This window comes from uncultured Planococcus sp. (genome assembly GCF_947501725.1).
Lineage (GTDB): Bacteria > Bacillota > Bacilli > Bacillales_A > Planococcaceae > Planococcus > Planococcus donghaensis_C.
In genome coordinates this window covers 87,766-108,926 of the sequence record NZ_CANMXD010000007.1, presented here as the reverse complement: position 1 = coordinate 108,926, position 21,161 = coordinate 87,766, and the positions used below count along the sequence as shown (strand labels likewise).

At 38.6% G+C, this 21,161-nt stretch carries 19 protein-coding genes; 4 read left to right on the top strand and 15 right to left on the bottom strand.

Features of this window, described 5'->3' with window-relative positions; genetic code table 11:
- Nucleotides 1-35: 35 nt before the first annotated feature.
- Nucleotides 36-1,106 carry a YncE family protein gene (locus Q0785_RS11895; RefSeq protein ID WP_298830000.1) on the bottom strand — a complete coding sequence of 357 codons (1,071 nt, stop codon included), beginning with the start codon at nt 1,104-1,106 and terminating at the stop codon, nt 36-38.
- A gap of 1,085 nt (nt 1,107-2,191) precedes the next feature.
- Here Q0785_RS11895 and Q0785_RS11890 point away from each other — a divergent pair.
- From Q0785_RS11890 to Q0785_RS11880, 3 genes are all read left to right on the top strand, one after another.
- Nucleotides 2,192-3,685, top strand: a complete 1,494-nt coding sequence (locus Q0785_RS11890; RefSeq protein ID WP_149456935.1) for a multicopper oxidase domain-containing protein — start codon at nt 2,192-2,194, stop codon at nt 3,683-3,685.
- Between the two features lie 315 nt (nt 3,686-4,000).
- Nucleotides 4,001-5,440 (top strand): MATE family efflux transporter, encoded by a 1,440-nt coding sequence (locus Q0785_RS11885; protein ID WP_142830107.1) that lies wholly within the window; start codon nt 4,001-4,003, stop codon nt 5,438-5,440.
- A gap of 24 nt (nt 5,441-5,464) precedes the next feature.
- Nucleotides 5,465-6,181, top strand: a complete 717-nt coding sequence (locus Q0785_RS11880; RefSeq protein WP_298829992.1) for a hypothetical protein — start codon at nt 5,465-5,467, stop codon at nt 6,179-6,181.
- 440 nt (nt 6,182-6,621) lie between these two features.
- Here the strand turns inward: Q0785_RS11880 and copZ are convergent, their stop codons facing one another.
- From copZ to merR, 5 genes are all read right to left on the bottom strand, one after another.
- Nucleotides 6,622-6,828, bottom strand: coding sequence for a copper chaperone CopZ (copZ, locus tag Q0785_RS11875; protein ID WP_101802113.1), 207 nt, complete (start codon nt 6,826-6,828; stop codon nt 6,622-6,624).
- A gap of 52 nt (nt 6,829-6,880) precedes the next feature.
- Nucleotides 6,881-7,885, bottom strand: a complete 1,005-nt coding sequence (gap, locus tag Q0785_RS11870; RefSeq protein ID WP_068870869.1) for a type I glyceraldehyde-3-phosphate dehydrogenase — start codon at nt 7,883-7,885, stop codon at nt 6,881-6,883.
- 402 nt (nt 7,886-8,287) lie between these two features.
- Nucleotides 8,288-8,614: a YnfA family protein gene (locus Q0785_RS11865; protein WP_101802364.1), complete on the bottom strand. Its 327-nt coding sequence runs from the start codon at nt 8,612-8,614 to the stop codon at nt 8,288-8,290.
- 128 nt (nt 8,615-8,742) lie between these two features.
- On the bottom strand, nt 8,743-10,383 hold the full coding sequence (gene merA / locus Q0785_RS11860; RefSeq protein ID WP_298829975.1) for a mercury(II) reductase: 1,641 nt from the start codon (nt 10,381-10,383) through the stop codon (nt 8,743-8,745).
- A 2-nt stretch (nt 10,384-10,385) separates the two neighbouring features.
- The gene (merR, locus tag Q0785_RS11855) at nt 10,386-10,787 is read right to left on the bottom strand and encodes an Hg(II)-responsive transcriptional regulator (RefSeq protein ID WP_101802362.1); all 402 of its coding nucleotides are present in this window, start codon (nt 10,785-10,787) and stop codon (nt 10,386-10,388) included.
- 307 nt (nt 10,788-11,094) lie between these two features.
- Between merR and Q0785_RS11850 the strand changes: the two genes are divergently transcribed.
- The gene (locus Q0785_RS11850) at nt 11,095-11,712 is read left to right on the top strand and encodes a recombinase family protein (protein ID WP_298829967.1); all 618 of its coding nucleotides are present in this window, start codon (nt 11,095-11,097) and stop codon (nt 11,710-11,712) included.
- Between the two features lie 85 nt (nt 11,713-11,797).
- On the opposite strand, the gene Q0785_RS11845 is transcribed toward Q0785_RS11850, so the two are convergent.
- The 9 genes from Q0785_RS11845 to Q0785_RS11805 all read right to left on the bottom strand — a co-directional run bounded on the left by Q0785_RS11845 (nt 11,798) and on the right by Q0785_RS11805 (nt 21,157).
- Nucleotides 11,798-11,923: a hypothetical protein gene (locus Q0785_RS11845; protein WP_298829965.1), complete on the bottom strand. Its 126-nt coding sequence runs from the start codon at nt 11,921-11,923 to the stop codon at nt 11,798-11,800.
- Nucleotides 11,924-11,992: 69 nt separating this feature from the next.
- Nucleotides 11,993-12,565: a hypothetical protein gene (locus Q0785_RS11840; protein ID WP_298829962.1), complete on the bottom strand. Its 573-nt coding sequence runs from the start codon at nt 12,563-12,565 to the stop codon at nt 11,993-11,995.
- A gap of 36 nt (nt 12,566-12,601) precedes the next feature.
- Nucleotides 12,602-13,726: an SAVED domain-containing protein gene (locus Q0785_RS11835; protein WP_298829960.1), complete on the bottom strand. Its 1,125-nt coding sequence runs from the start codon at nt 13,724-13,726 to the stop codon at nt 12,602-12,604.
- Between the two features lie 16 nt (nt 13,727-13,742).
- The gene (locus Q0785_RS11830) at nt 13,743-14,228 is read right to left on the bottom strand and encodes a hypothetical protein (RefSeq protein ID WP_298829957.1); all 486 of its coding nucleotides are present in this window, start codon (nt 14,226-14,228) and stop codon (nt 13,743-13,745) included.
- Complete coding sequence (locus tag Q0785_RS11825; RefSeq protein WP_298829955.1) at nt 14,218-15,375, bottom strand: nucleotidyltransferase; 1,158 nt, start codon at nt 15,373-15,375, stop codon at nt 14,218-14,220. The genes Q0785_RS11830 and Q0785_RS11825 overlap by 11 nt, the downstream gene beginning before the upstream one ends.
- 116 nt (nt 15,376-15,491) lie before the next feature.
- The gene (locus Q0785_RS11820) at nt 15,492-16,508 is read right to left on the bottom strand and encodes a type II TA system antitoxin MqsA family protein (RefSeq protein WP_298829953.1); all 1,017 of its coding nucleotides are present in this window, start codon (nt 16,506-16,508) and stop codon (nt 15,492-15,494) included.
- A gap of 49 nt (nt 16,509-16,557) precedes the next feature.
- Nucleotides 16,558-16,899, bottom strand: coding sequence for a hypothetical protein (locus tag Q0785_RS11815; RefSeq protein ID WP_298829952.1), 342 nt, complete (start codon nt 16,897-16,899; stop codon nt 16,558-16,560).
- Between the two features lie 141 nt (nt 16,900-17,040).
- Complete coding sequence (locus Q0785_RS11810; protein ID WP_298829950.1) at nt 17,041-17,937, bottom strand: tyrosine-type recombinase/integrase; 897 nt, start codon at nt 17,935-17,937, stop codon at nt 17,041-17,043.
- Between the two features lie 217 nt (nt 17,938-18,154).
- Nucleotides 18,155-21,157: a DEAD/DEAH box helicase family protein gene (locus Q0785_RS11805; RefSeq protein ID WP_298829948.1), complete on the bottom strand. Its 3,003-nt coding sequence runs from the start codon at nt 21,155-21,157 to the stop codon at nt 18,155-18,157.
- Between the last annotated feature and the right edge of the window lie 4 nt (nt 21,158-21,161).

The window sequence follows — 21,161 nt, the reverse complement described above, 5'->3', positions numbered from 1 at the left end:
AAAACTGTTCTTAGGGTCTGATTTAGAAGTAGATTTTATGGCATTATACTGATACCATTCGGCTTTTTACCTACTTTTATTGTTTTTATCGTTTTATTTTGTTCATTGTCAATCACACTGACTGTATCCTCAAACAGATTTGTAACATATGTGAATTTACTGTCAGTACTTGTTACGATTCCATGTGAACCTTCACCTGTATCGATTGTTGCACTAACCTTTTTCGATTTCAAATCAACTTTTGTTACAGAATTATCGGGATTATCCTCCGTTCCTTGGTTGGCAACGTAAGCGAATTGATTGTCAGGCTCTATGTAAACCTGTACCGGACCATTTCCGACGTCTATTTTATTGATTTCGCCCGATTTCAAATCAATAATAGCAAGTGCATTATCTTTGTTTATGGTAGCTATCAACGTATTTCCATCAGAAGTAACTCCAGTTGTAGCTGGAGCCGTACCCACTTGAATTTTTTCCTTCTCTTTGAAACTTTGAAGGTCTATTACGCTAACGCTATCTTCTCCCATGTTTGCTACATAAGCAATTTTACTATCGTTAGAAATTCGGAAACCGTGTGGACCCTTTCCAGTTGAAATGGTTTCAATAATTGAATAGTCTTTCGCATCAATGACCGAAACCGTATTGTCCTCATTATTTGTCACTAATACATATTTCCCATCTTCTGTAAATACTATATGAGCAGGGTGATTACCCACTTCCACTTCTTCTATCATCTCATTAGTTTCAGGATTAAAATAGATTGCTTTTCCCTTCATTTCCATTAACTCGCCATGTCCATCACTCATATCCGGAACAACCACTGCTCCAACGACTTTTCCATCAGGTGACACTTGAATATTATGGACAGCCCCGTCTATCTCGAATGTTTCAACTAATTTTTGCTGTTCGACATTTATTTTAGAAATACTTCCTCCTTCATTTGCTGTGAAAATAAAGCGATCATCCTCACTTGCTGCGGAATCAGTCACATCATCAGTCTCGTCCTTCACTGTTTTTGAACCTTCTTCTTTTGTATTACTGCATCTTGCGATAACGAATATAAGTAACAAAATAATGGATAATAGTAACCCGGAATATTTTTTCATTTCTTTATTCCTCCTAATTCCTAAGATATATATTACTTCCGTATAGATATAACTCTACCAAGTAAATAACCAGAAACTGCGGACTTTTTTATTATCACCAAATATATTAGACTGGACTAAATATTGTTTTGTAATTTTAAAACCCACTCCTATTAGAAATAGCCTGACACCAGATATAATCATAAATTCATGGAAAATCGACCTTTAATTAGCTGGTTTTCTGAAATTAAAAAGCATTTTAATACTCTTTATCTGCATATTTGAACTTAAATTCGGAGTACCGTAAAGGAAATATGTGCGATTACAGAGGTCAGTCAAGCAGCATTTTATCGTAAGCAAAGGGAACTGGAAAAAGATAATGTACCTCATGAAAGCCGGATTCTATAGCCAGTGGATTCTGGCTTTTTCACATTAAATTCCCCTAACATTGTAACTCTACATTTTTCTGGCAAGATTCCAAAAAGAAGAGTAAAAGCAACGTTATTTGAAGCATTCGTAACAAACAAAAAGGAAGTTAAAAAGCTCTAGTTTAACTTCTTCTCTTCCCTCCTGCTTGAGTTATTTTATAGTTGCTCAATAAGCGATCATATCGAAATAATTTTGCCTATTTTTCCATCGCCTCATGATTTTGTATATAATACTCATACTTTTTTGAATATCATTCTTGATGCTTTCTCGATTGATAAATATATTCTCCCCACTCATTTCTCCATAATTTTTGCACAACTTGCGCGTATAGTACATTAGTAAACTCATAGAATGGAGGATGAGCAATAAAACTTTAAATCTCTCACCCGATTATCGAACAAAAAATGTTGAGAGAGTCAAGATTTACGTGAAAATAGATAAATCCTTTTTTGTATGTATCGTATCTACTAACTTCGTTGAACATCTCAGTCAGCTCTGCGCGAGCTTGGTTGAATCCTAAATGGCAGCAGTATCCGTACATGAGCCTGACAAGTGAAAGAAAGTAATTTATTTGAAGTCCTCTACAAGAAACGCAGAGGACTTCAACTGACGGGCTTCCTGCAAACAAATTTTGAAGACTCAATTAAAAAAAGTTGCAATGAAAGGAAATTACAGAAATGAGAAAAATTATTTTAGGTTCATTCGCCCTCAGTTTCATCTTAATCGGCTGCAGCGCCAATGAAAGTTCTAAACAATCACAGGAGTCACCGATGAACAATGGAAATATGGATGGTCAGAGCATGGGCGGCATGAATCAAGAAGGTGCGATGGACCATGGCAATGTTCCGTCCCTCGAATCCTCTGAGGGAATAAACGAGCTGCCTATTCCCCCTGTGTTGGAAAAGAAGCAAGGTCAAGAATTCGATTATGAAGTCACCGCCCAAGAAGGTGCCACTGAATTTTTCGAGGGCGTCTCGACTGACACCTATGGGTATAACGGCAATCTGCTTGGTCCCACGCTTAGGTTGGAAGAAGGCGAACGTGTAAATGTCAAAATCACAAATGAATTGGATGAGCCGACAACATTCCATTGGCACGGTCTTGAAGTTCCTGGTGAAATAGATGGCGGTCCACGCGGTGAAATTCAGCCCGGTGACAGCCAAATCATCACTTTAGAAGCGGATCAGCCGGCCGCCACCCTTTGGTACCATCCTCATGTTCATGGCTCGACAGCCGAACAAGTTTTCAAAGGCCTTTCCGGGATGCTGCTCATTGATGAGGCCTCTGGCTCTGAGTCAGAGCTTCCTAATGAGTACGGAGTTGATGATATCCCCCTCATTTTCCAGGACCGCTTGTTTGATGAAAACAAGCAATTGAACTACGACAGTCTTATGGACGTTGACGGAACCTTAGGCGATACCTCCATCGTCAATGGAACCGTTAATCCCAAACTGACTGTCACCAAACCCGTCATGCGCTTTCGGCTTTTGAACGGAGCTAATGCGCGAAATTACACATTCCGCTTGAGCAACGGCGCCAGCTTCACTCAAATCGCTTCTGATGGGAGCTTGCTGGATGAACCTGTTGAAATCGAAACGTTGACACTAGCAGCTTCGGAGCGCGCTGAAATTCTTATCGACTTTTCATCAATGACTGATGAGGAGTCCCTCGCCATTATCAATGATGAAGGCGCAGAATTACTACCGTTTGATGTAGCTCTCGATGGTTCTCCCGTTGATTCAACCGAAAAGTGGACAGCTGATGAGCCATTCCTGAGCGAACAGGAAAAAGCGATGCCTGTCACGAAGGAAATTGAGTTGTTTGGAATGATGGATATGGTGACGATCAACGGGAAGAAATTTGATCCGGACCGCATTGATTTGCGCCAGGAAAAAGGCGTTACAGAAGTATGGGAAATTTATAATAAACCTGATATGATGGGCGGAATGATCCACCCCTTCCATATTCACGGCACTCAATTCAAAATTATTTCCCGTGATGGCAAGGAAACGCAACCGAATGAACAAGGGTTAAAAGATAGCGTGTTGGTCGAGCCTGGTGAAAGGGTGAAATTACTTGTCACATTCCCTGAAGAAGGTATTTTCGTTTTTCATTGCCATATCTTGGAACATGAAGATAATGGCATGATGGGGCAAGTTGAAGTGTACTAGCAAAGAAAAAGAAGCTGAAATCGCCCCTTTATGCACTCCTGATGAGCAGCAAAAGTGCTGGAATATTTCAAGCACCTTAGGAATGAATAGTCGACTTTAAGTTTACAGTTTTAAATCACCTCTACAGCAGTGAAACAAGAATTGTTGTGATGAAAGTAAAAAAATCACTTTCTATAAAAGGTTTCCAACTTACTTCATTCTGAAAAGGTTTTGTAAGCTGTAACACGACATCTTAGAATTCTTAACGCTTGGAACATAGCACACTTTACGTGTGCTTTTGTTTTGTAAGCAGGAGTTCCGGGAAGGAGAAAATCGATGAAAGAGCAGTTGCTGACCCACCAACCTCTTCAACCTAAGACAGACAGAGAACGACTGAAGATAATTGCCATTTTAGCTATACCCGCTGTAATAGAGAACTTCTTTCAAACATTGCTGGGTTTCGTAGATACGTACTTTGTTTCTCACCTTAGTTTGGCAGCCGTGTCAGCAGTCGGAATCACGAATGCGGTCCTTGCGGTTTACTTCGCCCTTTTTATGGCAATCGGTGTTGCAGCCAATGTTCGAATTGCTAACTTTCTGGGTGCGAACCAACCAGAAAAAGCCAGGCACATTTCCCAGCAGTCCATTATTCTAGCTGTTCTTTTTGGAATTCTCACCGGTCTCGCTACGTGGTTCTTTGCAGAGCCGCTGCTTCGGCTCATGGGCATTGAAGATGAAGTCCTGGAGTTGGGGGCGCAGTATTTCCGGATTGTCGGAATCCCTTCTGTCATCATGTCTTTAATGTTTGTAATGAGTGCAATTCTGCGTGGAGCCGGTGATACTAAAACGCCTATGAAGATCAGTATAGTTATTAACGGCATCAATGCTTTGCTTGATTATGTGTTGATATTCGGTTTCTTGTTCATTCCGGAACTCGGAATTGCCGGGGCTGCCATAGCTACGGTAATTTCCCGTTTGATTGGCACTTTAGCCCTTTTCTATTACATCAACAAAGAAAAAGTGCTGGCATTCAGAAAAGAATATTGGAAGCCAGACAAACAACATCTAATGGAACTCTCTACTCTTGGCGCTCCTGCAGCAGGTGAACGATTGGTCATGCGGGCCGGACAGATTGTCTATTTCGGCTTCGTCGTCGCACTTGGAACCAATGCCTTTGCGGCTCATCAAATTGCCGGAAATGTTGAAGTATTCTCTTACATGATCGGATATGGCTTTGCTACCGCGGCAACGATTTTGGTTGGCCAGCAGATTGGTGCCGGCAATCTGGAAGAAGCCAAAAAGTATGCGAAGCTTTCCACTCAGTTCACGGTAGTATGTATGACGTTATTGGGGGGAGTCTTGTTCTTCTTTGGAGAATGGGCCGCCACTTTCTTTACAGAAGACCCCGAAGTGATCAATGATATCGGAACAGCTTTAAAAATATCGGGTGTTTTTCAACCATTTCTTGCAGTACTCATGGTCTTGACCGGGGCATTTCAAGGGGCGAACAACACAAAATTTCCTATGTATCTGACCGCTTTTGGTATGTGGGCCATCCGCACACTGCTTGTATACCTGTTAGGAATACAGTTGGGCTGGGGTTTGGCTGGCGTGTGGATGGCGATAGGCATTGATATTGCTTTTCGTGCAGTAGTGTTAGTGATTCAATTCAGTCGCGGGAGATGGATGGCACTGGAGAAAGCACCAGAACCTGAGGCACAATGCCATCCACAAACAACTAAAGAAAACATGTCTACAAATGCAAACAACTACTAATGGAGAAAAAAGGAGGAGTTTCTTTTGGAACATGAACATCACAATGAACATCACAAAAATCGTAAATATCATGATATGGATGAAAAACTTCCCGAAGTCCAAATAAATATCACTTATAACTACGGGATAGTGACGATTAAAGTTCGTGATAAAGAAAACAATGCTGTAGCTTTAACTGAAACTCACGAAAAAAGAATGCACCTGGTTATTACCAGTGCAGATTTAGAAACTTTTTTACATGTCCACCCCATCGAAAATGCTTCTGGAGATTTCGAAGTGGTGTTGGAACTGCCTCCGGGAAGTTACCTTGCTTTCGCGGATATCAATCCTGTAAGAATGACTTATGTTATCGAGCCAATTACGATAACAGTCGGCAAGGTTACTGACACCCCAAGCATCGATTGGGAGATGCTTGCGGAAAGGGATAGTGCTACAAAAGAAGTCGAGGGTAAAACCGTTACGTTTCACCATCCAAAGCTGACTGCCGGAAAATCAGCTGCTCTATCTTTTGATTTAAACGGCGAAACTCCTTTGCCTTACTTAGGGGCATTAGGCCATGTAGTTGTGCTGGATGAACAAGGAGAAAAATTTATCCACGTCCATCCAGTATCAGAAGACAAACCCGTATTTGAAGCTCAGTTCCCTTCACCTGGTTTTTATAAACTATGGGTTGAATTCAAATTCTCAGACGCGGGCGTTCTCGCTTTTCCATTTGTCATGAAAGTCGCTGATAGAAATTAACTTGCAAGAAAGAGCATAAATTAATTCGGTATCACTTTGGACATTAACCTAAAAACATAAACTAAAAAACGCCTTGCATTGAAAAAAGGTATGAAAATACCAAAATTCTATGCAAGGCGTTTTTCTGTATGGCTTCAAAAAGGGGGCAAAAAAGGGTACTGAAACAACTCTATCCTGAGAAAGAAATCCAATGTCATCCAGATGAAGCGCAACGGCAACTATACAAATGCGGAAATTATGGAAATTTACCAAATCACAAATAGATTGCAAATCGAAACCTAAATGTCACGGAACTAGGCAGGCGAAACGTACCGGATAGTGAGGTCTCTTTTGCTAACCGGCATACCAGATGGTGATGTTTGGATGGCGTCCACCTCAAATAAGCAAATTTCAAAAAAACCGAGCTTTCAATATAGGAAACTCACTTATATCATCTATTTTTATGCTACGTCATAGCCTTGTTCCTCAACAGCTTCTTTCATATTCTCTGAGGAAACTTTTGATTCGTCATAGGTAACTTCCACTTTACCAGAGTTTAGATCTACCTCTGCAGCAGATACTCCTTCTAAACCTTTTAGCGCGCCTTCTACTGATATTTTGCAGTGGCCACAAGTCATTCCCCTAACATCTAAAGTTTTGGTTTGCATGTTTTCTCACCTCCCTTTTTGAAGATTTAAAACCGGCTATTTCAATTGACATTTATTTAATGACTTGAGCAAAATGTTCAGTCAAACGAACCAGATTAGATACAAATCCATATTCGCTGTCGTACCAAGAAACAGTTTTAACAAGCTGCTTATCCCCATTTTCAACGATATCAGTTAATGTGGCATCAAAAATACCTCCGGCTGAGGTTCCAACAACGTCTGAGGACACAATTAGCTTTTCAGAGTATTCAAACGAGGGACTCGCAGCTTCTTTCATGGCTTCATTCACTTCTTCAATTGTTACTTTTCTTTCTAAGTTTGTATAAAACTCCACTATTGCCCCACCTAAAAGTGGTACTCTCACTGCCGTTCCGTCAATAATTCCGGTTAATTCAGGAATGACTCTTCCGACAGCTTTTGCTGCTCCAGTAGAAGTCGGAATTGCATTCATCGCTCCTGCCCGTCCGCGTCTCATATCCGTATTAGGGCTATCATGTAATTTTTGCGAAGGTGTATAGGCTTTAATTGTAGTCATATAACCAGTTATAATTCCAAAGTTATCATGTAATACTTTCGCAACTGGAGCTAAATCATTAGTTGTACAAGAAGCTGAAGAAATGATCATGTCGTCTTTTGTAACAATGCTCTCATTAACACCGTAAACAATCATCTTCGTTTCCTGATCTGCTGGAGCAGTTATAATTACTCTTTTAGCACCTGCGTCAAGATGTGCCTGAGCCTTATCAGCCGTTTTATAAATACCGGTTGCTTCTAACACGATATCAATTTGCAACTCATTCCACGGGAGATCTTTTGCATCAGCTTCTTGGTAGAATTTAATTTCCTTCTCACCAACAACCAAGACATTTTCATGTACCTGAACATCATGCTTTAATCGCCCATAAGTTGTATCAAATTCTAATAAATAAGCTAAGTTTTCAATATTAGCTAAATCATTAACAGCAACCAGTTCCAGTTCCGAATTTGTATCTACTAATCTTCTTAATGTTGTTCTTCCTACACGTCCAAACCCATTAATAGCTAATCTAGTGGTCATTTATTTTCCTCCTCTAATATAGATTCAGACATCTTTTAGCTCGAATAAACAGGCAGCCCGATTCTACTAAGTTATTACAAGTATTGCACGACTTTCATTTCATATCTTTCTATTCCTACTTAGAAAACTCCTTCATTCCGTAAATTAATTCTTTAATTGTTTTATTTCCTGCTTTTCACTGAATAACGTTACTTATCCAGCGAATGATAAGTCGTTCTGCTGGGGTGAATCCTACATTTGAATTGCAGCTTAAATTGATATATCCACACAATTGCGAAACTGTATTTTAAAGTACAACAATAGAGAAAAGGGAGAGTAGATGCTATTCCAAGCGCATCTTCCGTCCCTTCCTCTTTGTGCAGCTTCCGATAAATTCATGATATGCAAACCAATTAGATTTTATTATCCACGTGGAGCCCACAACATCACGGAAACACCAACTAAACAAATACCTGCCCCGATCCAGTCATAGAAATCAGGTGTTTTTTTATCGACTCCCCATCCCCATAAAACGGAAAGGATGATGAACACTCCGCCGTAGGCAGCATAAATCCGGCCGAATGAAGAGAACGATTGGAACGTCGCAATCACTCCGTATAGAGCTAATGCGATACCGCCAAAAATCCCTAAATACAACGGCTTACCTTCTCGCAGCCATAACCAAATCAAATAACCTCCGCCAATTTCAGCTATTCCTGCGATGACGAATAAGAAAATCGTATAAATCAACTTTAATGCTCCCTTCAACCTTTGAGTTCTATTGGCAAATAGTTTCTTTTCTGATTTCGATCTACTTAACCCTGACCATAGCAACTAGGGAATCCTATTTTCCATTAGAATTTACTTGTTTAACCCTTTTAACCGGCACAGCAAGACAGTTGGGAAACATCCTTGTCGAACGTGAGGGCAGCCAATTTCACCCCTTCCGCCATGGTTAAATACGGCGCAAAGGTGTCGCTAATGTTTTCGATGGTCAAACCGAACTTCACAGCAAGTGTCACTGCATAAATGACATCTCCTGCATTTTCCGCTACGATATGCCCGCCCAGCAGCTGGCGTGTTTTCGCATCCGCCACCAGTTTGAACACGCCGGTCGTCTCCCGGTTCACTTGCGCTCGCGGAACAGCCTCCAACGGCAGGACGGAAGTGATAACGTCATAGCCGTTTTCTTTTGCCTGTTTCTCTGTCAAGCCGACGGTGGCAACCGCCGGCGCTGTAAACGTAACACCCGGCACAATGGCCAAATCCAACTTTTCCTTCTGCCCACCGAGCGCATTTCCTGCTGCCACTCGCCCTTGATAAGCCGCGACATAAACAAACTGAGGACCGAGCGTAACGTCGCCTGCTGCATAAATTCGTTCATTGGTGGTCTTGGCATAATCATCAATCCGAACTTCTCCGAGGCGCCCTGTTTCAACACCCGCCGCGTTCAAATTCAAGCTTTCCGTATTGGGCGTTCGGCCGGCTGCAATCAGCAGTTGATCGGATTCAATGATTCGCTTCTGACCGTCCACCTCGACATATACTTTTTTCACCTCTCCGTCCTGTTCAATTCGCTCGTACGTGGCACCGGTCACTAACCGAATGCCTTGCTCGGTCAAAGCTTTCGTGAGGGCTTCCGAGATTTCCGGATCGTATTCCTGGAACAGGCGCGAACTTCTTTGCATCAGTGTGACTTCGGATCCGAGGTGGTGAAATAACTGACCCAATTCCACACCAATATAGCCGGAACCGATGACCGTCAGGCGTTTCGGCACTTTCTTTAGCTCCAATAAGGTTGTGCTGGTCAAGTAATCCACTTCTTCCAGTCCGGAAATGGCTGGCATAGCCGGAGCCGCCCCCGTCGCAATCAGAAACTGTTTGGCAGAAAGCTTCATGCCGGCCACTTCAATAGTGTGTTCATCTATAAATCTGGCTTCCCCTTTGATCAACTCAAAACCGTAGTCTTCAACCAAATCGACATATTTCTTGTTCCGGAGATCCGTCACCAATTCCTCTTTCTGTTTGACCAGCGGAGCCAAATCCACTTCCCCCGCTGAGGTGTGCAGCCCGATAAACGGATTATTCCTGGCCAAGTGATTGATTTCTCCGGCCCGTAACAAGGTTTTGGAAGGAACACAGCCAATGTTCACACAGGTACCGCCTACCGTTCCCCGTTCAATCATCGCCACTTTCGCCCCATGTTTCACAGCTTCGATGGCGGAAGAAAAGGCAGCGCCCCCGGAACCGATGATGATGTAGTCATACTCGCCTTCTTCATCTGGGCGGAGTGCTTCTTGGGCTCGGACTTCTTCTGCTTCCCCCGGCTGATACTTGGCATCAGCAATTGCTTTTTGTGCCTTTTGAACCTCCATGTTTTCCGGCAGTTCAAATACAGCTTCACCTTTTCGAAAATCAGCTTGGATTTCTTTTGCGCCAATCGCTTCAAGCGCGACTACCACGTGTTCTTCGCATCCGGTGCAGGTCATCGCTTGGACATCCACTCGATATTTTTTCATGTCTACTCCTCCTCCATCAAAACATCAATAATCGGGCATTCATGCAGCTCTTTTTCATTTGGACACCGCTCTTTCAACTCGCTCAGCATCCGTTCCGCACGCTTTAGATCCTCAATCTGCTTTCGGACTTCCACTTCTTTTCTGGACACAAAATCGAACATATCTTCACAGCGCACATCGTCTTTGTCGACCACCCCTAACAATTTATAAATCTCATTCAACGAAAATCCCAGTTCCTGCAGTCGCCGGATAAATCCTACCCGTTTGACCGTTTCCTTCGAATAAATCCGATACCCCGAATTATTCCGGACCGGTTCTTGCAATAGCTCTTTTCGTTCATAGTATCGGATGGTTTCCTTATTCACTTCACATAGGGTTGCAAGTTCACTGATTCGATAGCTCAATTTTCTTCACCTCAGAAAAAGTATAAACCATGTACTTAGGTACATGGTCAAACATCTACACTTCAATACTTTCTTTCTATATATAAAATTTCAAGTTACTAAAACTAGATTTAAAATAGTCGTTTATTAAAAATAAAGCGTTCGTAAAAGTACACTTTTACGAACGCTTTGAAAAGGGCTGAAAATGGCCAAAAGGAGCGTTCGTAAACGTGTCAAATGACTTTACGAACGTTCGCGAATTCGCATACACTTTTACGAACGGTTTTCAGGTATAATTAGAGGAAACAATCGTTTATAGAGGTGAATTATGGAACATCGCAAGTTTGGTTACATACGTGTCAGCAGCAAAGATCAAAATGAAGGCCGTCAGTTAGAAGCCATGAAAAAAATGGACATCACTGATCGGGACATTTATTTAGACAAGCAAAGTGGAAAAAACTTTGAACGGGCAAACTATCAATTACTGAAACGGGTTATTCGAAAAGGGGACATTTTGTATATCCACTCCTTGGATCGGTTTGGCCGGAACAAAGAAGAGATTCTTCAAGAGTGGAATGATCTCACAAAAAATATTGAAGCGGATATTGTGGTGCTGGATATGCCGTTATTGGATACGACTCAATATAAAGACAGCATGGGGACATTCATTGCGGATTTGGTTTTGCAGATTCTTTCCTGGATGGCTGAAGAGGAACGGGAACGCATCCGGAAACGGCAGCGGGAAGGAATCGACCTAGCATTACAGAATGGCATTCAGTTTGGCAGGCCGACCGTTTTTGTTTCAGAGGAATTTGAAGAGGTTTATAGAAAATGGAAAGCAAAAGAATTAACTGCAGTGGAAGCCATGCAAGAAGCTGGAGTTAAAAAGACCAGTTTTTATAAATTAGTAAGAGCACTCGAAGAAAAAACAATCAACACATTATAATAGAAGAAACTCAAATACAAAAGAGGATTTCAGTAAATGAAAATCCTCTTTTGTATTTAGATTACTTTCTTAACAGTAGGTATTATTAGTGCTTATTATCTTGATGTTTCTTTAAAGTTTTTCCAGCATCGCTCTTTTGTTTTTTTGTTGAGGACTTACTTTTTAGAGTTTTACCTGCTTTACCAACTTTTCCACCTGAATGTTTTGTCATTTAATTTCCTCCTTTGTTTTCTCAATGATATTTTCATTAATTAACTACAAAATATGGAACTAAAGAGTATTATGAATAAAATCGATCTGAAACTAGTTGCAGCACTTTATTCTTAACAGGTTTATCTACTTCAACTCTTTTTAACTTCACTTTCATTAAATCCTCTTTTTTCAACAATATAAACTCGTCGCTTGCATTATCCAAGTCAAGATCCGGGTTTTTAGCGCATATACAGATTTCACTGTCTATCATTTTAATCAAATATAATTCCCCATAGTCATCAAATGATAATTTATATTTTATATGGTAGGGAATTAGCAAATACCGAATAGTTTTTATTAAAGGATTAGTTCCTACCAAGATGACGATAAACCAGAATAAGCAAATAGACATCAGGTTTCCCCACTCCAAATGTTCCCATTTGATTTTCAGGAAATAAATTTGAATTACAAGATAAAAATAACTTATTAAAAAGGTTATATAAATAGCGCTTACTATACTTATTGTAAATTGATGAATTATCTTTAACCTAGGAGTCAGAAAAATTTTTTCAACCTGCGTTTTTTCCCACAGCTCTTTCCCTGACACAAGTAATCCAAATGAAAATATTAGAAATCCTATTACTCCAGATACACTACCCACTATATCTATATTCTCCTTTTTTATACTTGGTAAATATTAAATTAAATCTATCGCTTTTTTAAAACCACCGCTTTGCCGGTTTTCATCATATATCACAAAAGGCAAATCTGCCTTAGGCATACGTACCCTCCCAATTTCTAATCCAATGGAGACCGGTACCGCTGGGAAAACATGCAATTCTTCCGCATTGCCATGAACAGCTTTTATTTCATTCAATACTTTTCTCAAAATCTCTCTGAACATTTGCAGTTGTTCCTTACTTTTGAGGAAATCATTGTAGGGATTCTTGATTGCAATGGTCCATATTGAAGCATCTTCTCCAAGAACACTTGTAATTCGTTCGTTATTGATAGTTGCACTTAATGAGAGGTTAAGCGCAACTACAGAAGAAGAATTCTTGGGTTTTCTGATTATAAAATCAAATTCTTCAGGATGTGATTGCCAACTCCACCCTTGTGGCTCTCGATGTAACTGATAGACGTCAGCTGTCGGAATATCCGATAATAAATGACCGAAATAGATCAATAAAGGGATTGGTGCTAAAGGAAATATAGAAAGGTGTTGATTTTGCTCCAAATGAAATCTGCCCTTAATTCTTTCATTAAATTGCCTATTCAGGTTTTCTTTTTCAAGTATCCAATATAACTCTTCTTTATCTTCAAAAGAGCTATTTTTCATACTTAATTCGATTGCTTCTTTCTCAGCAGGGTATTTTAACGGCTGTAGTGCTTGTGCAGCTCTATCCCATCTTAGGAAGGAGCCATGTTTCCCAATATTTGCTCCATATAAAACGATGTTACTTTGAAAATCATCAGTTATTGAAGTAGCTATTTCTATTCTTCTTTCATGAGTGGCTTTCATCTCTTGTAGCCTCTCTACTGGATGGCCTTCTACATCAATCTTATCAATAAGCCGGTGGTGTTCATCACACATCAGCATTATATTGCTAAGTTCTTTTCCTAATTTCGTTGATAGTTCTTCATGACCTCTTGGACCATCAGGTTTATCTGCCACAATATGAGCAATATAAGCAATGTTAAATTCATTTTGTGTTAAATCGTCTTTCCATAAGGGATGATTGCATCCAGTATATTGACATCTACCAGCGGCTTTTCCCCATAGCAAAAGCCTAGTTGAAAGTGGAACAGAAGAAACTGACATAGGAAAACCTCTTCTCTCAATTTTTATAGTATTCAGAGCTTTCTTCAATCACAGGATTTCCATGATCAATTCCTCCACCCAGCCATTCACCAGTTACCACCCATATCTCATAATAGTTTAACCAAAGACTTATCCAAGGTATGGTTGTTTTGTATATCCACATACTTCGCTTCCACTCTTTTGCTTTTGGATAAAAGAGACAAAGGGTTTCTTGGCTGTACATATGTGGAATAGGTTTATCCTTATAAGATTTTAAAGGTGGATCCTCTATCCATACACTCGGTGGTCCCTGCAATTCATATTCAATTCTAATTTTATAAATTGCACTTAAAGGCTGCGGTTGTAATATTCCTACCCATGTTACTTTATGTTCCGATAGAGTAGCTTGGAACTGCGGAAACCGATTTACAAGCGAATAAGATTGTTCGCTCAATGAAAGAGACCTCTCTTTTATGGTCCCATGTTTCTTATTAGGCTTTCGCTTAAATTCATCATTCACCATAAAATGTATTCCGTTTTACAGAAGTAAATTCTTCAGCTGCTGCAGTAGGCGCAAAACCTACCAAGCCTGCAGCCGTAATACCTAGTTTCCCTGATTTTCTAAATGCTTCATTCACTTTAGCCTGTTTGTTCAACCCTTTGCTAATTGGTTCTTCGCCAAACATTTCCTTCAAAAGAATCGCTACTTCTATAAATCCTTTTTCTTTTGCATCATTGATTTCTGTCCACTTTACTCGAAAATCACGAATAAATAGAAGGAAGGAATCATATAACTCTGGTTTCTCGTCCCAACGTTCACTCAAGATTTCCAATTTATTCTGCGGATTATACACTGTGATTTTGCCTTTTTGAGCAGCATTCAAAATTCCGTCCAGTATACCTTCGATTGCGTCGTTTACGGAAGACTGGTTGCCGTAAAATTCCCCCGCTAATGTCGTAAGCACAATACTGATTGGTGCTTTTTTTGGACTTTTTTCAAAATAAATATCTCGGTATCTCTTCATTAATTGAACAGCACGTTTTAAAGGTGGTTTGATTTGGATCGGTTCTACTCCAGGCATTTTCTCAATTTCCGCACTTTTTTCTAGAAGGATTTGATTATTGAAAGAAACATCATAATCCTTAGCAGTCTCTTCAAACCAACTGGCATAGCCTTTTGGATTGCTGTCTTTCCAATCGACTAACTTTCTGTCTGGGACTTTGACACATCCCTGTGAAGCATTCTTAACCGGACATGCAGGTAGAATATCCATATGAAAGTTCCGTTTATAATTTAATCTGATGCATCTATTTTTCCGTTCCACCATAGGAGCATAAACTTCATGTTCAAGTAATCTTTCTTCAATTAAATCAAGTATTTCAATTGGATCTTCATACATTTCCCAATTCAAATTTATTTCACAAACAAAATCCAAATCAAACTCTTGATTGAAAATTGGATGAACAGTGGTACCGGTTTTAAGGGAGCCTTGGGGGTATATATCAATATCAACTTCCGGGAAACGTTTTTCATCTTCTGATAACCATTTCGCTACAGCATTGTAGGAAGTTTCAGCTTGGTCATATTGACTCTTACTTATTTGTAGTTCCTCACAAATACTTTGGAATAGTTCATCCAATTGATGGTCTCTTGAATAAGTTTGATACATAATATTCCCCCTTAATAATTTAATAGTTTATTAATACCAGCTCTCTAAAATTTCATGACCAACTTCAAAAATTTGATTCATCCATCGCGAAGCACCTTTTAAGTCTTACCAGAGTTTTATTGTAGATTTATTGATTTTGCAAAAGAGTAGGATATTACTTCTTCCTCTTTAGTTTGTTTCCATGCTTCTTCTTGATGTGAGTAGTCACTGATTGCTTTAGAACCAAAGGTTGCAAAAAAATCTTCGACAAACTTCATAGTAGTTAGCTCTTCTTCTGTAAAATAAGCATCATTAAAAGGTACATCAGACTTTACAATCATTTTGGTATAACCAGTCGCAATATCTTCTTCTTCATTTATAGAAAAGATATTTAAAGCTGTACCGGAGCCAAGAACCGTATCATGTTCCACAGGGACCGGTCCAAATTCTTTGTGCCAATAAGGTACTCCACTTATAGAGTGCTCTTGTTTTTGATACATTAAGAAATCTGTATACCATAGTAATTTCATTAGCTTAGTTTTTAAAACTCCATTTCTAGAGAAAAATAAAATCATATTAAAAAGTTTTTCGGGCTGAAATTTAGAATACCCATTAGCAAGTTGATTCTCATATTTAGAATAAAGTAACTGTAGTACCTCATATGTTGATTTTTCCAGAGTTTCAGAAGTTAAAACATTTAACTTTTTATAGAGTATTTCTTGTTCTTGTTGACTGAATGAACTTTTGTTTTCTTCATAAAACTTTAATATTAAACCAGGATTTTTTTGTAACATCTTTAAAATACCCAATTGCGTACCATCCGGTAAGGAGGTACCTACTTCATATCTTTTAATCGTAGCTTCACCCATATTAAGAATTTTTGCGAATAAAGTCTGAGTTAAACCTGTCGATTTTCGAATCTTTTTAATATCTTCAGAAGTAAAAGAATGCTTGCTTTGATACAAGTGACTCAACTGTTGAAGTGTGTGTGTTGCCATCTCTTCATGATAGACGTCTTCCCCACAAGTCAAACATTGAGCATATTGTTCAATAATATCAAAGGGCTCTTTTCTGAAATTATAAGTAGCTGGACGTTCTTTTATAACGATTTCTCGATTGCCATTACATACTTCACAATAATGTTTCTCTGTCATTTTAATCACTCCATTTTTAGTTTAGAAGTGGAAGGAATCTCCCACTTCTCTAAGGCTGATCTTCATGGAAAGATATACAGACACATCCACGGTTTGATTCTTCATCTTTTAGTTTGATGTAGGTTATTACTCCGTTCACTTCCACTTTATAAATCCAAACCACTTTCCCAAGGCTCCGATCATCCCAATCATACTGAGGACCCCCAGTGCAATGACCGACTTCCAGATTTAAAACGACTTCCCAAGCTTCCTCTATATTCGTTAATCCTAGGTCCGCCAGTTGTTGGATATAGGGAACACCATTCCGGTTCCTTCTTACGAAATAACGATTTCCGTTCCGAATCATCATTTGAAATTTTTCCAAGGCTGCTGCTTTTTCATCTTCTTCCATCTGGGGCATCCCTCCTCTGTTGTATTCAAAGCAGAAGTATCATTTGATACTTTTATAAATTATATCATGAGGATTAAAAAGTATCAAATGATACTTAACATATATATTTTTTAAAACTCACTTTGTATTCACCTCTTTTCCTTACAAATATTTGTCTATAGTTATTTCCGATACTGTTAGATAATGCTGAATCAGTGTTTCAAGTGATTGATGGCCCGTTTGTTGCGCAATAGTTGATATATCTGCACCGGCTGCATGCATCGCTACTACTTGGCTTTTCCTGAAGTTGTACCCGGTAAGCCCAGTCCAACGCTGCAAAAAACTATAGTACCCGATTTCACTGATCTCTGTGCTTTCATAGCGTCCATTCTTATACACCCTTCCCACAAAGTAATTATCTGGTTTTAGATGATATTCGCGTATGTATACGCCGATTGCCTGGGTAACTTCTGACGTGAGCCGTTTCGTATGCCATCTTTTTTGCTTTTTCAAATAAACATGTACGCATTTGTTATTTAAATCAAAATCACTAATTTTTAACCGTACCATTTCGCTAGGTCTGTTAGCGGTTACTAAATTTACTAGACAAATCGCCTTTGCTCTTGTCGGGAGACAATGGAGCATATCCATCAACTCTTTCTTATTAAGGGCCGACTTCCCTCGAACTTGAGTCAAATGAGCGTACTGATCTTCCTGATACATTTTCCGTATTCCCGAAAGCTCATACGCCACCCCAGCTTCTCCTTTGAGATCTATTTTATGAATGACATTTAAGTACTTTCGAATAGCTGCCAATCGGCGTTCCCACGTTGTTTTCTTAATTTGCTGTTCAGTCAGTGAGATGTACAAATAATCCAGCATCGCCTCTGTGCCAATCATTTGGCCGGTGCTGCAGCAATAGTTCTTGTATCTCCGAATATCGCCTTCATACTGTTTTGGGATTTCCTCCATCTTTTTTTCAATATGAATCTTTCTGTTTTGATAACGTTTCTGAGTCTCCAGAGTGTCCTGGTGAATTGCCAGTTTGAAACCTGTCATTCTTCTTCCCCATTTCTTTTCAAAATCATTGTGAAACAACATTTATGATAGATTGATTTTGAAAAAAGTAATGGGACAAAGCAAAAGAGCCAGAAAAGAAAATTGACGCCTTCTTCTCTGACTCTTATAAACCATCGTTTTTGATAGATAATCTTGTTAGACATTACACTATGCTAAAAGGGTATTAATTCAAAAAATCATTCTAATACGTTTTTCATTAGTCGGTTAGTGTTAATTGCTTTGATTCAGTTGATTCCATCCAGTCATAACTATCACTTGTAACTACTCTATAACTAACACCTAATTTTTCAAAGTATTTCATTGCACAAAGAATTTTTCTCTTTTCATGTGGAAAGCGTAAATCATCTAGTTTGACGCCACCTTTTGTTTCTCGTACCAGTTCAAGTTTCAATTTTTCATCATACTTTCTTACAATAGCCCAGTCCGGATTATAATTACCAATAATTTTAGGTAAAAGTATTTTAAACTTTGGAGGAAATTTAAAATAAAGTATTGTATTGTTTTTCAAAACATCGAGCAGAACAAGATTTTGAATAAAATCCCGCTCTACATCAGAATCGACTTGAACTTTATCATATAGTCCAGCTATACCTGCATCAATTAACTCACGTTGAGGTTGTTTGACTAATTGAGGAAACAATTCTTCTGTATCGTAAATTTCTGTCTGAGAATCAAACTCAAATTCAATATTTTCTACAATATGATCACTCAAGGTAATTCGTATTTGAGATAGAAACTCTGATATCCACCCTTCGGGATTAAAGAAAATCAGTTCTTTTTGTTCTAGTTTCATCCTTTTAAAGATTTCTACAATCGTTTTTTTCGTCAGTTTTATCTCTTCAGCCGTACGGTTGATAAAATCTGGTACAGAGTATTTAGTTTTATCCCCTTGTTCAATTTGCTTTTTAGTTTTTTCAGTACGCTCTGTTTGAAATTTATATGGTTCAAATCTTTTTACTATTACTTCATTAGTAAATTTTATATATGGCTCACCATACATTTCACCTAGATGAAGAACTTTAAACCCTCTTAGTCTCTCATCTTTTGTTACTTTCATTAGATCATCATTGGCTTTTATATCAAATTCATTCTTCCATCGCTGACCATTTGAATCTTCCATCTCGATATTTATTTTTGCCCGTTCGCCTTCAGCAACTATTAATGAAATTTTATATTCACAAATAATAAAACGACCTTTTGTAATTTCAATAAGAGGAGAAGGAAACTTAATGTTGTTCAAACGCTCAACACACTCTTCAATTAATTTTTCTGTATCAACTTCAACTTTATAATTCATTTTTTTATTTAACTTTTTCCAGAACTCTTTGAACTCAATAGAATTAAAAATTTCGTCCTTTCTTCGAACTATACTTTGCTCTGGTTTTTTAGGTGCTGGAGGAGCGTAAGTACCATCTTCCATGTACTCCTGTTGTAAACGAGATACAAATGCCTCGTATTGTTCATTAGCAATAACAGTAAGAACATTAATATCATGATTTTCTGCTCGAATTCCATCTTGATTTACTGCTAACCGAAGTCCACGTCCAATTTCCTGACGTTTTTTCATCGTTGAGTTGGTTTGATTCAGTGTACAAATTTGAAAGACATTTGGATTATCCCATCCCTCTTTTAAAGCAGAGTGGGCAAAAATAAATGAAACAGGTTCTTCGAAGCTTAAAAGTCGCTCCTTCTCTTTCATTATCAGTTCAAAAGCTTGTTTTTCCATTTCTCGTTGTTTTTGATTTTTACCTTCAGTATCTATAGCATCTTCTTCAGGAGAATCTGTTTTAGGTTTAGCGAAATACCCTTGTCTCACCTGATGTGCACTTAAATTTTCATATTCCGGATAATGATTTTTTATCCTTTCAAAACTTTCATCAAAAAGTCTTTTAATTAAGCCTTCAGAAGAGGTGTAATTTTTAACTCTATCAATAAAAAATAATGATAACACTTTGATTCCCTGTGCCTTTAATTGTTGCTGACGTTGCATATGCACACTAATCGTACGTTCAATCTGGGCTCTGAAGATACTTTCTTTTGATAGTAAAGAGTCACTCAATGATAAAATCACTCCATTTTCAAAAGAAATAGTTTGCTGGTCCTCTTGACTTCCATACCGTATTTCTTCGACAATAAATTGCTGATAATCTGGATTTTTTGTTTTCGCAAACAAATCGTCCCCTTGCTTTAAAGTAATGTCTCTTTCTACGGTCTCACCTTGATCATGTACTATGGCTCTTATAACAGCAGTAAGTGGAGTTCGTTTAATTTCTAATAATCGAAGCATACGTTCATTAAGGTTGTCTAATTCTGACACACCCATTACTTCAATTTGTTTGACGAGATTATTTCTAAATGCATCTATTGGTGTCAATCGGTAAACCAAATTCGGGACTTCTCTATGTGTAGCAGAATAACGTAATACCGCTAAGGGTTTTAGAGTTCGAATTGCTTCTTTTGCTTTTTTAGATTCAAAGTTTTGTGCTTCATCTAAGATGAGAATTGGCCTCGTGGATTGTATATACTCATAAGGTTTCCATTCACCTGGCAATTTTTCTGTATTTTTATATATATTATTACTCGCTTTATTAAAAGCGTCTATTGTCATAATCATAACTGTTAAATCAGTATTGCTTGCAAAGCTACTCAAGTCACCAATTTTGCTACTATCATATGAGATGAGAGAAACATCCTGGTTATTATACAAATGACGAAAGTGATTTCTCATTGTATCTAGGGATTTCAAAACACCTTGATAAATTGCAATACTCGGGACGATAATTACAAATTTTGTAAAACCATATCTTTTTTTTAATTCATATATGGTGCGTAGATAGACATAAGTTTTTCCTGTCCCTGTCTCCATTTCAACAGTAAAGTGAGGCACACGAATTGAATCATTTCCTGCTGCTTCAAGCACCATTCCGTCGTCTACAGTAAGGTCGCTTGAAAAAGTCAGTTCGCTTCCTCGTTTTTCTTCATTATTACGATTTTGTATGATTTGCAGATTTTCAAACAATAATATTTCATCGATTATTTCATTTGGAGGATAGTTTGGAGTAATATCATTAATTGCTCCTGTAAGAAGATCCTTTTGTTCTTGATATGGAATACCTTTGAATAAATCTACCACACTGGAGATGGCATCTAACTGGAATTGTTGATCGTCTTTATATTGTAATGTTAATTTCTTAACCATTAGC